The sequence below is a fragment of the Salinimicrobium maris genome (assembly GCF_049680855.1).
GTDB lineage: Bacteria > Bacteroidota > Bacteroidia > Flavobacteriales > Flavobacteriaceae > Salinimicrobium.
Genome location: NZ_JBMPGS010000003.1, coordinates 358,978 through 373,878 on the forward strand (window position 1 = coordinate 358,978; position 14,901 = coordinate 373,878).

11 protein-coding genes are annotated in these 14,901 nt (G+C 41.8%); 3 read left to right on the forward strand and 8 right to left on the reverse strand.

What is annotated here, in order from left to right; genetic code table 11:
* Nucleotides 1–930, reverse strand: coding sequence for a VOC family protein (locus ACOV1Q_RS12110; RefSeq protein WP_424494655.1), 930 nt, complete (start codon nucleotides 928–930; stop codon nucleotides 1–3).
* Between the two features lie 23 nt (nucleotides 931–953).
* On the reverse strand, nucleotides 954–1,127 hold the full coding sequence (locus ACOV1Q_RS12115) for a hypothetical protein (RefSeq protein WP_424494656.1): 174 nt from the start codon (nucleotides 1,125–1,127) through the stop codon (nucleotides 954–956).
* Nucleotides 1,128–1,397: 270 nt separating this feature from the next.
* Between ACOV1Q_RS12115 and ACOV1Q_RS12120 the strand changes: the two genes are divergently transcribed.
* A complete protein-coding gene (locus ACOV1Q_RS12120; protein ID WP_424494657.1) occupies nucleotides 1,398–2,384 on the forward strand; it encodes a GlxA family transcriptional regulator in 987 nt (328 codons plus the stop codon).
* A gap of 45 nt (nucleotides 2,385–2,429) precedes the next feature.
* Nucleotides 2,430–2,993 (forward strand): DUF4256 domain-containing protein, encoded by a 564-nt coding sequence (locus tag ACOV1Q_RS12125; RefSeq protein WP_424494687.1) that lies wholly within the window; start codon nucleotides 2,430–2,432, stop codon nucleotides 2,991–2,993.
* A gap of 405 nt (nucleotides 2,994–3,398) precedes the next feature.
* On the opposite strand, the gene katG is transcribed toward ACOV1Q_RS12125, so the two are convergent.
* The 3 genes from katG to ACOV1Q_RS12140 form a co-directional block, all read right to left on the reverse strand.
* A complete protein-coding gene (gene katG / locus ACOV1Q_RS12130; RefSeq protein ID WP_424494658.1) occupies nucleotides 3,399–5,660 on the reverse strand; it encodes a catalase/peroxidase HPI in 2,262 nt (753 codons plus the stop codon).
* 235 nt (nucleotides 5,661–5,895) lie between these two features.
* Nucleotides 5,896–6,807 (reverse strand): patatin-like phospholipase family protein, encoded by a 912-nt coding sequence (locus ACOV1Q_RS12135; RefSeq protein WP_424494688.1) that lies wholly within the window; start codon nucleotides 6,805–6,807, stop codon nucleotides 5,896–5,898.
* 108 nt (nucleotides 6,808–6,915) lie between these two features.
* Nucleotides 6,916–7,656 (reverse strand): LytR/AlgR family response regulator transcription factor, encoded by a 741-nt coding sequence (locus ACOV1Q_RS12140; RefSeq protein WP_424494659.1) that lies wholly within the window; start codon nucleotides 7,654–7,656, stop codon nucleotides 6,916–6,918.
* A 319-nt stretch (nucleotides 7,657–7,975) separates the two neighbouring features.
* Here ACOV1Q_RS12140 and ACOV1Q_RS12145 point away from each other — a divergent pair, with 319 nt between their 5' ends.
* Entirely contained in the window at nucleotides 7,976–8,500 is a 525-nt protein-coding gene (locus ACOV1Q_RS12145) for a hypothetical protein (protein WP_424494660.1), read from the forward strand.
* Nucleotides 8,501–8,601: 101 nt separating this feature from the next.
* Here ACOV1Q_RS12145 and ACOV1Q_RS12150 read toward each other — a convergent pair whose 3' ends face one another.
* Genes ACOV1Q_RS12150 through ACOV1Q_RS12160 form a run of 3 tightly spaced genes read right to left on the reverse strand, consistent with a single transcriptional unit; the run spans nucleotide 8,602 to nucleotide 14,844 of the window.
* Nucleotides 8,602–9,267, reverse strand: a complete 666-nt coding sequence (locus ACOV1Q_RS12150; RefSeq protein WP_424494661.1) for a cation efflux transmembrane domain-containing protein — start codon at nucleotides 9,265–9,267, stop codon at nucleotides 8,602–8,604.
* Nucleotides 9,268–9,288: 21 nt separating this feature from the next.
* Nucleotides 9,289–10,497 carry an efflux RND transporter periplasmic adaptor subunit gene (locus ACOV1Q_RS12155; RefSeq protein WP_424494662.1) on the reverse strand — a complete coding sequence of 403 codons (1,209 nt, stop codon included), beginning with the start codon at nucleotides 10,495–10,497 and terminating at the stop codon, nucleotides 9,289–9,291.
* 6 nt (nucleotides 10,498–10,503) lie between these two features.
* Nucleotides 10,504–14,844 (reverse strand): CusA/CzcA family heavy metal efflux RND transporter, encoded by a 4,341-nt coding sequence (locus ACOV1Q_RS12160; RefSeq protein WP_424494663.1) that lies wholly within the window; start codon nucleotides 14,842–14,844, stop codon nucleotides 10,504–10,506.
* Between the last annotated feature and the right edge of the window lie 57 nt (nucleotides 14,845–14,901).

A 14,901-nucleotide genomic window follows, 5' to 3' on the forward strand; every position in this document is an offset into this window, starting at 1 on the left:
CTAGGATTTTAGTGGCTCTGCCTGGAAAGCTTTCTCCAGTTTTGCCAAATTGATTTTCTTCATCTGCATCATAGCTTCCATCGCCTTCAGGGACTTTCTCTTATCGGTAGCATTCAACATTTCCTCCATTCCATGAGGCACCACCTGCCACGAGACTCCAAATTTATCTTTTAGCCAACCGCATTGCTGTGCAGCAGGATCTCCTCCTGCAGTTAGTTTATTCCAGTAATAATCGATCTCCGCTTGATCCTTACACTCCACTATAAACGAAACTGCTTCGTTAAAGGGAAAGTCATTTTCCACTCCACTATCCATTACCATCATTTTTTGCCCGTCTAGCTCAAAATGTGCATGCATGACCATTCCCTGCGCATACTGGTTTTCTTCTCCATAATATGTAATTCCTTCTGTACGGGAATTTTTGAAGATGGAAGTATAAAAGTTCATAGCCTCTTCCGCCTTTCCATGCCTTTCTCCTGTAAAGAACAGCAGCGGCACAATCTTATGGGAGCTTGATGATTTTTCAAACATAATTTGCCAGCTCAATCCGTAGCGATCCTGCAGCCACCCATATTTTGGGCTCCAGTCATAAGAGTTTAAAGGCATCATTATTTTGGCATTTTTGGATAGTAATTTCCACAGCCGTTCGGTTTCTTCTTCAGTTTCACAGCGTACCAAAAGAGAAACAGAAGGATTAAACTGAAAATGAGGTCCGCCATTCAAAGCAATTAATTTAAAATCTTCAAGTTGAAAGCCAAGGGTCATTAGTGAACCGGGTTCTCTTTGATGAAATTCTTTACCGGCTTCGGAATAGTGTGTACGGGCACCCATCGCAGAATTTTTAAATATAGATGTGTAGAATTGAACTGCTTCCTCTGCCTGGCTATCAAACCACAGGTGGGGAATGATCTTCTGAATATTATTTTTCATAACCTGAATATTAAAATGCATGTTTACTTCAAGGACATTACATACAAAGCTATTTCCTTGATCTTTTTGGTTGTTGTGCTTTGAGATTCATAGATTTCGCAAAAGACAAAGGATTTTAATTTACCTGAAGGTTTCTTTGCTTTTATTTTACCATTGAACAGCGCCGGTAACATTTTCCAGGATAAAATCCAGGCCATTCCGGGCTAAGCCACATTGAACTTTTCACAAAATTCCGTTTTTCCCATCATTCATTAAATCCATTTTATGAACCTTTGAAACCTTTGTCATAGACATATTGTAAATTTAGTACAACTGGCAGATTTTGGTGAGGGTTGAATACGACAAGCCATGGGGGCAATTACGCCAAAATCCTTTTTTGAAGACCAATACGCATAGAGATATTTCTAAGGTCAAAACCCCTAATTTATTAAAATTCTGTATTTTTAGTTTCTCTTAATTCCCGGCTTATGGAAAAGCACGTTTCTATATTAATACCGAAAGGGCATAGCAGCCTGGTAAATATTGTGGGGACACATCAATTATTCAATCAGGTGAATGGCTTTTTAAAGGAACAGGGAAAGCCTCCCATTTTTAAGGTGGAGCTGGTAGGGCTGGAAAAGCCTACCCTCCAAACCAACGGACTCTTTTCTGTCAATCCAGAAAAACATATTGATGAGATTTCACACACCCATCTTATTATAATTCCTGCCATACATGATGATTTCAAGAGGACTTTTCAGCAAAATCAGGAATTTACACCCTGGCTTCAAAAGCAGTATAAGCAAGGCGCCGAAATCGCCAGTCTTTGCGTCGCCGCCTTTTACCTTGCTTCCACAGGTCTTTTGAACGGGAAGCAGTGCTCTACTCACTGGATCCATGCTTCAGAGTTTCGCAGAATGTTTCCAAAAGTCAACCTGGTGGACGACCAGATAATGACCGAGGATGATGGAATTTACACCAGCGGCGGCGCCTATTCCTATCTCAATCTCCTGTTGTATCTCGTGGAAAAATATGCCGGTAGGGAAATGGCAATAATAAGCGCCAAAACCTTTATGAACGATATTGACAAATACAGCCAATCACAGTTTATCATGTTCCGCGGACAAAAAGATCACGAGGATCTTTTAATAAAACAAGTGCAGGAGTTTCTTGAGCAGCATTTTGAAAACTCCATTGTAGTAGCGCAGATAGCCGAAAAATTTGCCATTAGCCGCAGGAGCCTGGAACGGCGCTTTAAAAAGGCTACAAACAATACCATTATTGAATACCTGCAACGGGTAAAGATAGAGGCCGCAAAACGGAAGTTTGAAACTTCCCGTCAAAATGTGAGCGAGGTAATGTATGATGTAGGCTATTCAGATGAAAAAGCTTTCCGGAGCACCTTTCGAAAAGTCACTGGTATCTCTCCTGTGCAGTACCGCAATAAATACAACATCACAAGGATTGATGCATAATTATTTGAACAAACTATATGTATAGGATCCTCAAAAAATTCGTTTATAAGTAAAAATAGAACCCTCTCTAAAGATCAACGCCAACTACTGCTAAATACCCTTAAAGATCGTTTTGAAAAACATATGAACCGTCACAAAAATCTGGAATGGGATAAAATTCAGGCAAAGTTGGAAACAAATGATGAAAAACTATTTTCTCTTAACGAGATGGAAAGAACCCATGGGGAACCCGATGTAGTTGACTTTGATAAGAAGACTGAAGAATATATTTTTTACGACTGTTCTCCCGAAAGTCCTAAAGGTCGCAGAAGCACCTGTTATGACCGAGAGGCGCTGGAATCCAGGAAAAAATATAAACCCGAGAATAATGTATTAGACACGGCTGCTGCCATGGGAATTGAGCTGCTTAGCGAGCAACAGTACCGGCAATTGCAACAGCTCGGTAATTTTGACACGAAAACTTCCAGCTGGATTAAAACGCCCACCGAAATAAGAGAACTGGGAGGGGCCATTTTTGGAGATTTCCGCTACGGGCAGATGTTCATTTATCACAACGGTGCTGATTCCTACTACGCTGTAAGAGGATTTAGGGGGCTCCTGAGGGTTTAATTTATAAAACACTGATATGTGTAATTTATGCCCACGCCCATCCTTAGATACAGAAGAAAAATATATTTGTGGGACAGGAAATGCATCCTATATCTCCGGGAACCAAAAATTGGCGAAGCATGGATAGAGTGACGGGTGATATTCACCTCAACTAACATCTTTTGCTGTAGCAGAACAGGTGAATTTACTTTTGGTTATGCAGGAAACTCCAATGAAAAAAGATTCCGCCAATTCCTAAAGAACTAAAACCTGCTAAAAAATTACAACTAAAAAAGATCTTCAGAAATGGCATTTTTCCCTCCTGTTCTTAAAATTTTCAGAAGTAAAAATGGCAGGCTTAAATATTTTAAATGAAAAAAGAGGCTGTCATTGAGACAACCTCTTTTAGATTAAGATATTTAAATTTTAATTTTTAAGATCAAACCGGTCCAGATTCATCACCTTATCCCAGGCTTTTACAAAATCCTTCACAAACTTCTCTTTAGAATCGCTGCAGGCATATACCTCAGCAAGTGCACGTAATTCGGAATTCGAACCAAAAATAAGATCTACCCTCGTTGCAGTCCACTTCACTTCATTTGTAGCGCGATCACGACCCTCAAACTCATCCTGAGCTTCAGAAGTTGCTTTCCACGTGGTATTCATATCCAGCAGATTCACAAAGAAATCGTTGGTTAGCTGCCCTGGACGATCTGTAAATACTCCATGTTTAGAACCGTCATAATTGGCTGCCAATGCACGCATACCCCCGATTAAAACCGTCATTTCTGGAGGTGTAAGGCTTAGCAATTGTGCTCTGTCTACCAGCAACTCTTCAGCCGAAGCCGCCAGGCTGTTCCCTTTTTTCACGTAATTTCTGAATCCGTCACCGATGGGCTCTAACGGATCAAACATTTCGGCATCGGTTTGCTCTTCCGTCGCATCCATACGTCCTGGCGCGAATGGTACACCTATATCAAAACCTGCATCTTTGGCTGCTTTTTTAACGGCTAAAGATCCTCCAAGCACAATAAGATCTGCAAGTGATACTCTTTTATTCCCTTTTTGAGCATCATTAAACTCTTTCTGAACCTTTTCCAATTTCATCAAAACCTCCTGCAATTGTGATGGATTGTTTACTTCCCAATGCCTTTGTGGCTCCAGCCGAATGCGGGCACCATTAGCTCCACCACGCTTATCTGAATTACGGAAGGTCACGGCAGATCCCCAAGCAGTTTTGACCAGCTGTGAAACGGAAAGATCTTCATTGAAGATCATTTTCTCCAGAACGGCGATATCATCACGATCAATCAATTCATGATCTACTTTAGGAATTGGATCCTGCCAAATAAGTTCTTCTGAAGGTACTTCAGGCCCAAGATAACGGGAAACAGGGCCCATATCTCTATGTGTTAATTTATACCATGCTCTGGAAAAGGCCTCTGCGAATTCTTCAGGATTTTCATGAAAATGCTTGGAGATTTTTCCGTATTCGGGATCTTCTCTCAAAGCAATATCAGAAGTCAGCATAAAAGGAGCGTGTTTCTTCTCGGGATCATGTGCATCTGGGATAGTCTCCTCTCCTGCACCATTTTTCGGTCTCCATTGATAGGCGCCACCGGGACCCTTATGGCATTCCCATTCGTAACCGAATAAGTTATCAAAAAAGCCATTACTCCATTTTGTTGGTGTATTGGTCCATGCTCCTTCAATACCACTTGTAATGGTGCTGCCGGCATTACCCGTACCAAACTTGTTTTTCCAGCCCAATCCCATTTCTTCAATAGATGCGCCTGCAGGTTCTGCTCCTACATTCTCTATAGGATCTGCAGCACCGTGGGTTTTTCCAAAGGTATGTCCTCCCGCGATAAGTGCTACCGTTTCATAATCATTCATCGCCATACGGCCAAAGGTTTCCCGTATGTCACGTGCAGATCCAATGGGATCTGGGTTACCATTAGGGCCTTCCGGATTTACGTAGATGAGCCCCATGTGAGAAGCTCCCAGCGGTTGCTCAAGGCTATCACCTTCTGCGTAGCGTTCTTTATTTCCCAACCATTCACCTTCAGAACCCCAATAGATATCTTCCTCAGGCTCCCAAATATCTTCACGGCCACCTGCAAATCCAAACGGCTTTAGTCCCATAGATTCCAGAGCCACATTTCCTGTAAGGATCAAAAGATCTGCCCAGGATATCTTTCGTCCATATTTTTGTTTGATAGGCCAAAGGAGAAGGCGTGCCTTATCCAGGTTCGCGTTATCTGGCCAGCTGTTCAACGGGGCAAATCTTTGTCCGGCTGTACTGGCCCCACCACGACCATCGCCAATACGATAAGTTCCTGCACTGTGCCAGGCCATACGAATGAACAATCCTCCATAATGACCGTAATCTGCCGGCCACCAATCCTGGGAATCAGTCATAAGTTCATGAAGATCTTTCTTTACAGCGGCAAGATCAAGACTTTTAAATTCTTCAGCATAATCAAATCCTTCATCCATGGGATCGGAGAGATTAGAATGTTGCCGCAGAATACTCAAATTGAGCATGTTTGGCCACCAGTCACGGTTAGAAGTACCGCTGCCGGCAGTTTTATCGAGTGCGCCACCCATAAAAGGACATCTGCTGGATTCGTTTACTTCCCAGACCTTATGATTTCCGGGCTTTTCGTGAGGGTTATTATTTTCCATTGTAAAAAATTTTTGATGAATAATTTACATAAAAATACAATAATTAACACTTATGACTTTCCTGATACCATTGGAAAAATCAATAGATGGAAAGAAAAAAATTTATAGTTTATATGGGAAAAGAGAAAATTCTATTTTTTCAAATCCATCTCAGCCTCTTAGCAGACAGAAGTTTCTTGATGGATTATTAATTAACTATTGAAATAATCACCATTGAAAAATGGCATTTTTCGTACTACTTTTTGCCTGAAAGTTTATGTACCGGCAGCTCACCTGCTTTAATCATGTGCACAGTATGTTCATATCCTACATTAATGATTTCTTCAATCCTGCGGAAATCAAATAAAGAATATTGCTGCATTCCCGGAGGATCAATAACAAAATCGCACAATTCCATTTCAGGCTTGGTGTTTTGTGTGATCCCCAGGTTTATAGAACGTTCCATGATACCTTTAGGACCTGTAAAATCAGACTTTTTTCCGGGGAAATTCACGTGAGAACCAATAAGAAACTTGCATTTATCCCTTATAGCCGAAGCAGGTAAATTGCAAAGGAGTCCGCCGTCAACCCAACTTATTTCATCCAGGACGATGGGAGCAAAAAAACCGGGAACCGAGCAGCTTGCAACTACATAATCAAACAAATTCCCGCTGCTGCGAATCTCGCCACAAGCATCATTAAGATTGGAAAGACCAAGAAAAAATGGCTTTTCCAGGCCCGAAAAATCATCTTCCGGAATATACTTTTGAAGGGCCAGCTTCATTTTTTCAAGTTTATAAAGCCCTGTGCGGCGCCAGGAAAAGCCGGTCATTTTTTTAAAAGTTTCTTTTACGAGTATTTCTTTGATTTCTTCAGGAGAATGACCTGCTGCGTACAAAACGCCCACCACGGCACCCATACTGGTTCCTGAAATTATCTGCGGCTCAATACCATATTCATGCAAGGCCTGCAAAACACCCACATGGGCGTAGCCACGTGCACTGCCTCCACTTAATGTGATTCCTACATGGTAAGGATATTTTTTTCCGAAGGGAAAGAGTTGTTTGAAATTTTGAAGTTTGATAAGCTGTTCTTTTTCTGCTGCTGTGGGCCACGGTTTACGCTTGCAAGATAAGATTTTTAGTGAAGAACCGGGAAGAGGGGCAATGTCTTATCTATAGAAAAGGTCCTTGTCTTCTGTAGTTGGAAAAAGAGGTTTTTACGCTCATTTAATTGTAGTTTATTTTGACTCTCAAAAATACCTTTTTTGAATGGTTTACTTTAATAGGTTCAGGAACTTTTCCTTTCTACGAGTGGAAACCATGATTTTAGAATTATCTGTCATAGTAACGTAACCTCCTTTACCCTTTGTATATTTTTTGACATAAGATAAATTGATAAGGTGAGAATTGTGGATCCTCGAAAAGTTGAAATTGCTAAGAAGTCCATCAAAATATTTGAGACTTTTTGACACGGTGATCCTTTGCCCTGTAATTAAAAAGATGTGAGTGTAATTGACATCGGCTTCACAGCGAACAATGTCCTGGATATCAAGAAAGGTATAGCCTTCAGCAGTAGGAAGGCTTATTTTTTTGTGAAGATTTTGACTGGCCAAGTTATGTAGCAGCATTTCAATCTTTTCTGCATTTCCTTTTAGAGACAATCTTTCCTGCAGTCTAAAGATGGCCTCATCAAAATCCTCTCGCTTCACCGGCTTCAACAGGTAATCTACCGCACTAATCTTTAAAGCCTGAATAGCGTACTTTAGAAAAGCCGTTGTAAAAATGACTTCGAAATTCCTGTTTTTCATCTTCTTCAGAAAATCAAAACTATTTTCCTCCCCTACTTCTATATCTAGAAATACAACATCTACTTGAAGTTCGTCTAATTTCTTTATGGCGTCATTGATCAAGGCAAAGCTTCCATATAGCTCAATGGGTAGTGCACTGCTTTCCATAAAACTCTTTAATCGGTCAATGGATGGTTCTTCGTCATCTATGATGATTGCTCTAATCATGAAAAAAGTGTTTCAACGAATTTTTCTATCACTGTCCGCTCTAGTTGTACAAACAGATATTCAGAGATAGCTTCTTCTGAAGCAATTACCAGTGAGGGTAACTTATTCTCCTACAGGGGAAAGAGAAATTTTAGGGAGATCATGAAATTAAGAATTTTTCAACAAATAATTGATTCTTTACATTAAATAATGGAAGAACGCAGTAAATAAAAAGCATTGGCAAAGAAGAATAAAGCTTCATATTTTTAAGCTTGACTCCCCCTTTTTAAAAATTGCCAGCTCCTCTCGTAAATTTGTTAAACCCATAAAACATGAGATTATGAAAATTTTAAAAAACATTTTTTTGGCAGGGGTATTATTTATAGGTTTTCACACTTTTGCCCAGGCAGAAGATGTGAAAAAAGCCAATGCCGAAGCGACTGAAATGAATGAACAGGCAATGGCCTTAGATACAACCATTAAAACTACACAGAATACTGTAAATACTCTAAAAAACACCTTTGGAGGCATTTTTGGAAGCGGGAAGAATAAGAAAGAAACGGTTATTGCTTTCGCCGGACTTCAATTTGGTGATGAAAAACTTTCTCTTGTATTCAATGAGCTGAAAGAAATGAAGGGAGTAAAGGATGTTAGCACCAAAATTGACCATGGCATTGTAAAAATGGTCGTAAAGAGTAAGAAAGGCGTGTTTGAAATTTGGGAAAATTTCTCTCCACAAGTCAAAGAAATGTTTAAAATGGTACAAGCCAGTGATAAAAATGTACTGGTACAGCTTCAACCAGAAAGCACCCCTACCCCAACCACTCAGGTGCAGGTTACAGAGGCAGGGAGTGATGACCAGTAAAAACAGTTTCACGTATAGAAAGAAGGCAAAAGATCCCATTTTTGAATATTCCGTAGGTAATCTTTATACGTCTTTTTATTTGGAAGAACACCTGGCCAATTTTAACAACAATCGCTTGCACAGGAAAGGCTCTTCGACCTGGCATTTTCAAAAGCTTCTTTGCCTTCTTTCCAGGCGTACCAGGCAATTCCAAGACTACCAATGGCGTCGATGTACGGGATTTCCCATAATTCATAGATCAAACTGGAAGCAAGGAGAATAAAAGAAAGATAAAAGCAGGTCTTGGTACATTTCGCATCTAAAATGATTGGTTTACTTCCCATTTCATTTCCTACCTTCAGCTTTTGTTGGTAAAGAAAGTACATCGTCAAGATGGAGATCGCTGCTATGACAATTCCGGCGACAGTTGTATGGGGATTGGATTTATTAAAAATGGCAATTCCGGCGCCCATTATAAGTCCGGCGGTTAAGATATATAAAGCAGTTCCTGTGATCTTTAAAGCAGTAATTTCAAATTTATCTCGTTCATTGACGGCGTTTCCCTTCATACGAAAGATCATATGCGCTATACCAATTCCCGAAAGCACTTCGGCAAAGCTGTCAAGGCCAAAACCAAACAATGCCAAAGTTTCATCACTGGCACCAAAAAACACCGAAACAACTCCTTCTATGATATTGTAACCCACAGTGATCGCGCTTAAAATCAAAGCGTAATGCAATAACTTTTTTGATCTTTGACTGGTCATGGTATGTGTTTCCGTTTCCATAAAAGTAGATTTTAATAATGATTAATGTGCGTGTCCGCCTTCCCCTTTTTTCATTTGAGCCATAAGATAATAGGCGTTATTGTAAGCAAAAAGATCTGCAGGTTGAGCTTCACCCAGGAAATTAATGGCGATCCATTCCCCGTCACTGGCACCGGTACTTACCTCTACTGGTTTAAAACTCCAGCCTTCCCCTTCTCTTTCTGCTCTAAAAACATAAAATTTATCTCCGTCTCTGCCAACAGCGTCTTGTGGCAAAGCCTTCATCTTTGTTTCATCAACTAAAATTTTTCCTCTAACATACATCCCGGGAATAAGATTTTCTGGTTTCTCATCAATTTCAGCATGCACATGTACTGCTTTTGGATCCCGTTCAAAAGTCTGGCTTACAGAAATAATTTTAGCTTTAAGCTCGGTTCCCGGCAAAGATTCTACACTAAAATTTACGTTCTGACCTACCTTTACTTTAGAAACATCTTTTTCAAACACCATTAGATCTGCGTGAACATGCTCTGTATTTACGATCTCAAACATAACATCCTGGGCCTGTACAAACTGTCCTGTCTTAACATTTACATCCTCAACAGCTCCTGCAATGGGACTTCTCACCGGGATTCGCTCTGTGACATTGCCATTAAGGACATTTTCGGGATTCACGTTCAAAAGTTGTAGTTGAGAACGTAGGCCCTGTAAGTTTCCTTTTGCATTCTGGAGCTCAGCTTCGGCTCTTTGAAAAGTTTCTCCGGAACCAACTCCTGCATTATACAATTTCTCCTGGCGGTTGAATTCCTTTTCCTGAAAATTGAGTTGATTGGAAGCATTCAAGAATTCTGTCTGCATCCTTACAATGTCAGGATGGGAAATGTATGCTAAAACCTGCCCTTTTTGAACCTGATCTCCTTCAATTACCCTAATATCCACAACATTTGCACCAATCACTGTAGTAATTGTAGCCTCATTTTGCGGCGGCACTTCCAGTTGCCCGTTTGCTTCTACAAAGCCCGACATGTTGCGTTGCTGCAGACTATCAATTTTCATATCCAGGGCTTCATACTGCTGCTGTGTGAGCATTGCCTCCTCTCCGTGTCCTTCTTCTTCCTCGTGCCCTTCTTCCTCATGAGTTCCATGTTCATCTGTATGTGCGTCCTCATTTTCTGCATCTTTACAGGAAACAAAACCGGCAAAAGTGAAAAGCGCCAGGCCATATATTATAATTTTTGATCTTATTTTCATCTTGTTTTATTTATTGTTAAGGAAAAATTGAAGCCGGTTCGCAGCTTCGAGGGTTTGATGAAGCGCCTCAAGCGCCTTCAGTTCTGTTTGCACCACGTCATCCAGGATTTGAATGAATGCGACATATTCTATTGCACCTTCGTTAAAGGCAAGAAGCGCTCCCGTTCTTTGTTCTGCAGTTAAAGGCAAGGCCTTTGCTTCGTAGTATTCCCAGGAAGTTTTCCACTTTTTGTAGTTTTCTACAGCTCTTAAAAATTCGCTCTGTAACTCCCTTTTTTGGAACTCTGCTGTGCGTTCTGCTATTTCAACATCTATCCTGGCAGCTTTTGCGCGGCCATAGGTTTCTCCTGAAAGTATGGGAATACTTAATCCCGCCTGGTAGCTGTAAAAACCGGTGCTTCCATTCACTTCCTGCATTCCATATTTCAAGTTCAACTTCGGAAGAAATTCTGCTTTTGCAACTTTATATTCTGCTACGGCTACTTCTGTCTGCTGTTCAATAAGGTTTAAAGCAGGGTGTTCCTGAAGTTCTTCCGGTAGTAGTAGTTCAGGCAAAAGGATTTCTGAAGTTGCTTCCGAAGGAACAGTATAAAATTCCTGCTGCCCCAACCACAGGTTCAATTTCTGAAGGGCTACTATATATTGGCTTTGCGCCTGCTGCTTCTGAAGTTCAATCTGGCTCACTTCGCTTTGAGCTGTCAACATCTGTAATCGGGAAATCGCTTCCACTTCATAGCGCAGGGAAACAGCGCGTTCAAATCCTTTGTAAATCGAATCTAATTCCGAAAAAAGCTGAAATTCTCTCTTCGCGATAAAAGCTTCGGTCCAGGCAGAATTTACCTCCTGCACCAGTTCCAGTTCTGAAAGATCAAAAGCTTCTTCCGCCAACCGGATTCTTTTCTTCTGCAATCGCCGCCCTGGAATGATCCCGAAAAGATCAATCCCATCCTGTTGCACTCCAAAGGTGGTATAGATTCCCCTTTCATCGTTAATTTCCTCGCCGGAAGTATAGATCCCTGAAGTACCAAAATCCCAGGCTGTCTTTTTCAAAGCTTCCTGCTGCTCGACCTGCAGTTGCTTATTTTTCAGCAATGGAAAATACTCCTTTGCCATGGCAACGGCCTCTTCTCGATGGAGCGTATTCATAGGTTCGGTTTCCTGAGCGAAAGTCGTTGCCGGTAAGCCTATAAGCAGTGCAAGAAAAGCTGTAGCTGTTATGGTTTTTCTTCCGAAGCTACCACCTGCACGTTCTTCTGTCCATTTATAAAGGATTGGCAGTACAAATAAGGTTAAGAAAGTAGACGTGAGCAAGCCTCCAATAACTACTGTTGCCAGTGGCCGCTGTACCTCGGCTCCCGCCGATGTAGAAATGGCCATGGGAAGAAATCCGAGTACATCTGTAAGGGCTGTGAGGAGGATAGGTCGTATTCTTCTTCGTGTTCCGCGGCTGATCCTTTCCTGTAAATTCGTCACTCCTTCTTCTTTTAACTCATTAAACCCACTTATCAAAACCAGCCCGTTTAATACTGCCACTCCAAAAAGTACAATAAAACCAACGCCTGCCGAAATGCTGAATGGCATATCTCTCAACCAGAGCGCATAAACTCCACCAATAGTCGCCAACGGAATGGCGACGTAGATCATTGTGGTTTGCTTAAATGATTTTAGTGCAAAAAAGATTAAGATAAAGATGAGCAGCAAAGCAATGGGGACTACAATTTTTAATCGGCTGCTGGCTCTTTCGAGATTTTCAAAGGCTCCACCGTACCTGATATAGTATCCTGCAGGAAGATCAAATTCTGCGTCCAGTTTGTTCTGAATATCTTCCACTACCGACTTCACATCGCGGTTCCTGATGTTCACTCCCACGTTCACTCTTCTGTTGGTATTGTCCCGGCTAATCTGCATCGGGCCAGGTTCATAACTCACCTCAGCGACTTCTCGCAGCGGAATTTGCGCCCCTGAAGGCAGCGTCACGTATAGGTTTCTAAGGTTATCAATATTTGTACGATGTTCCTCCTCAAGCCGCACTACCAGATCAAATCTTCGCTCTCCTTCAAAGATCACTCCGGCCTTACCTCCTGCAAATGCCGACTGGATCAATGAATTGAGTTCGCTAACGCTTAGGCCATACTGGGCGATCTTGTTCCGGTTGTAATTTACAGTGATTTGAGGCAATCCTGCCGTGGCCTCCACTTTCATATCTGCTACGCCGGGAACATCAGCAATGATGCTTCCCAGCTCCTCTGCCTTACTGGCAAGAAGATCAAGATCCTCTCCATATAACTTAATGGCGACATCCTCTCGTACACCGGTAAGCAATTCATTGAACCTCATCTCTACCGGCTGCGTAAATTCATAACCCACTCCCGGAATAATGCTTAAGGTCTCCTTCATCTTCTCGATCAATTCTTCTTTTGAATCGGCAGAAGTCCATTCAGAACGAGGTTTCAGGATCACAAAACTATCGGCAAGATCCATTGGCATTGGATCTGTAGGCACATCTGAAACTCCAAAGCGGCTCACGACCTGGAGAATCTCCGGGTATTCGCTTAACAAGAGGCGCTCAATCTTTGTCGCTGTTTCTGTACCTTCAGTAAGGGAACTCCCGGGCTTCATGATAATATGGAAGGCAATTTCTCCTTCATCGAGCTGCGGTACGAATTCCCCTCCCATTCGGGCGAAAGCGAATACAGCAAGTGCAAAAAGGGCCACTCCAAAACCGATCACATATTTACCCTTTTTGAGAGATCTGTTCAGCAGGGGTTCATATTTATCCTGAAGCCAGAGTACTATTTTGTCGCCCCAGGTCTTGCTCTCCTTTTTGGGAGCCTTCAGAAATAAAGCCGAGATCATTGGTACATAGGTAAGACACAGGATCATTGCGCCCAGCATTGCGAAGATAAAGGTGAGGGCCATTGGCTTGAACATCTTTCCTTCGACCCCTTCCAGGGCCAGAATTGGTAGAAACACGATCAAAATGATAAGCTGCCCAAAAAATGCAGAATTCATCATCTTTTTGGCAGAAGAGGAAGCGATTTCATCTTTTTCAACAGCTCCCAACTCACGTCTTTTCTTCATGCGTTGATGTATAGTATATACGGTACTTTCAACTATAATTACCGCTCCATCTACAATAATCCCAAAGTCAATCGCTCCAAGGCTCATTAAGTTGGCCCATACGTCGAAGACGTTCATTAAAATAAAGGCGAAAAGCAGTGACAACGGGATGGTGGAGGCAACAATTAGGCCGCCGCGCCAATTCCCAAGCAGTAAGACCAGGACAAAAATTACGATTAGCCCCCCAATCATTAGATTCTCTGTAATGGTGCCGGTGGTTTCAGCAATTAATTTGCTCCTGTCTAAAAAAGGTACTATAGAGACGCCTTCGGGAAGAGATTTCTGTATTTCCGAAATTCTACCTTTTACATTTTCTATGACTTCATTGGAGTTAGCACCTTTAAGCATCATAACCATTCCTCCCACGGCTTCGCCTTCTCCATCCTTGGTTAAAGCTCCGTAGCTTACTGCGCTTCCGGTTTGTACAGTTGCAACGTCTTCTATGGTGACAGGAATACCATTAGTAGTGGTTATAACAATGTCTTCAATATCTTCTACACTCCTTGCAAGACCTTCCCCTCGAATAAAATTCGCCTGATGGTCTTTTTCTATATAAGCACCTCCTGTATTCTGATTATTCCTCTCCAGCGCGTTAAAAACATCCGAAATACTGAGACCGATTGCGCGGAGTTCATCGGGATCGACGGCAACTTCGTACTGTTTAATCCTTCCGCCAACGCCGTTCACTTCAACAACACCTGGAACCATGGCCATTTGCCGGCGCACAATCCAATCCTGAATGGTTCTAAGTTCGGTAAGGCTATACTCCTCTTTGTACTCATCTTCCACCTCTAAAGTGTACTGGTAAATTTCCCCCAGTCCGGTGGAAATAGGGCCCATAAAAGTGTCCCCAAATCCTTCGGGAATTTCCTCCTCCACGGCCTGTAATTTTTCAGAAACCAATTGCCGCGGAAGATATGTTCCCATATCGTCTTCAAAAACGATGGTCACTACTGAAAGTCCGAAACGGGATACGGAACGAATTTCCAGCACGCCGGGAAGATTACTCATCGCGACCTCTACGGGATAGGTCACAAATTGTTCAATATCTTCAGTCGCAAGATTAGGCGCCTGGGTGATCACCTGCACCTGGTTATTGGTAATATCCGGTTGTGCATCAACCGGAACTTTGGTCATACTCCAGATTCCGGCTCCAATTAGGACCACAGTGAGCAGACCAATAATAAATTTATTATTGATCGAAAAATCAATGATTTTGTCTAACATAAATTTGTAATTAATTCAGAAAAAAAATGAATGACTTAAAAGTCACTGACGAGAGGA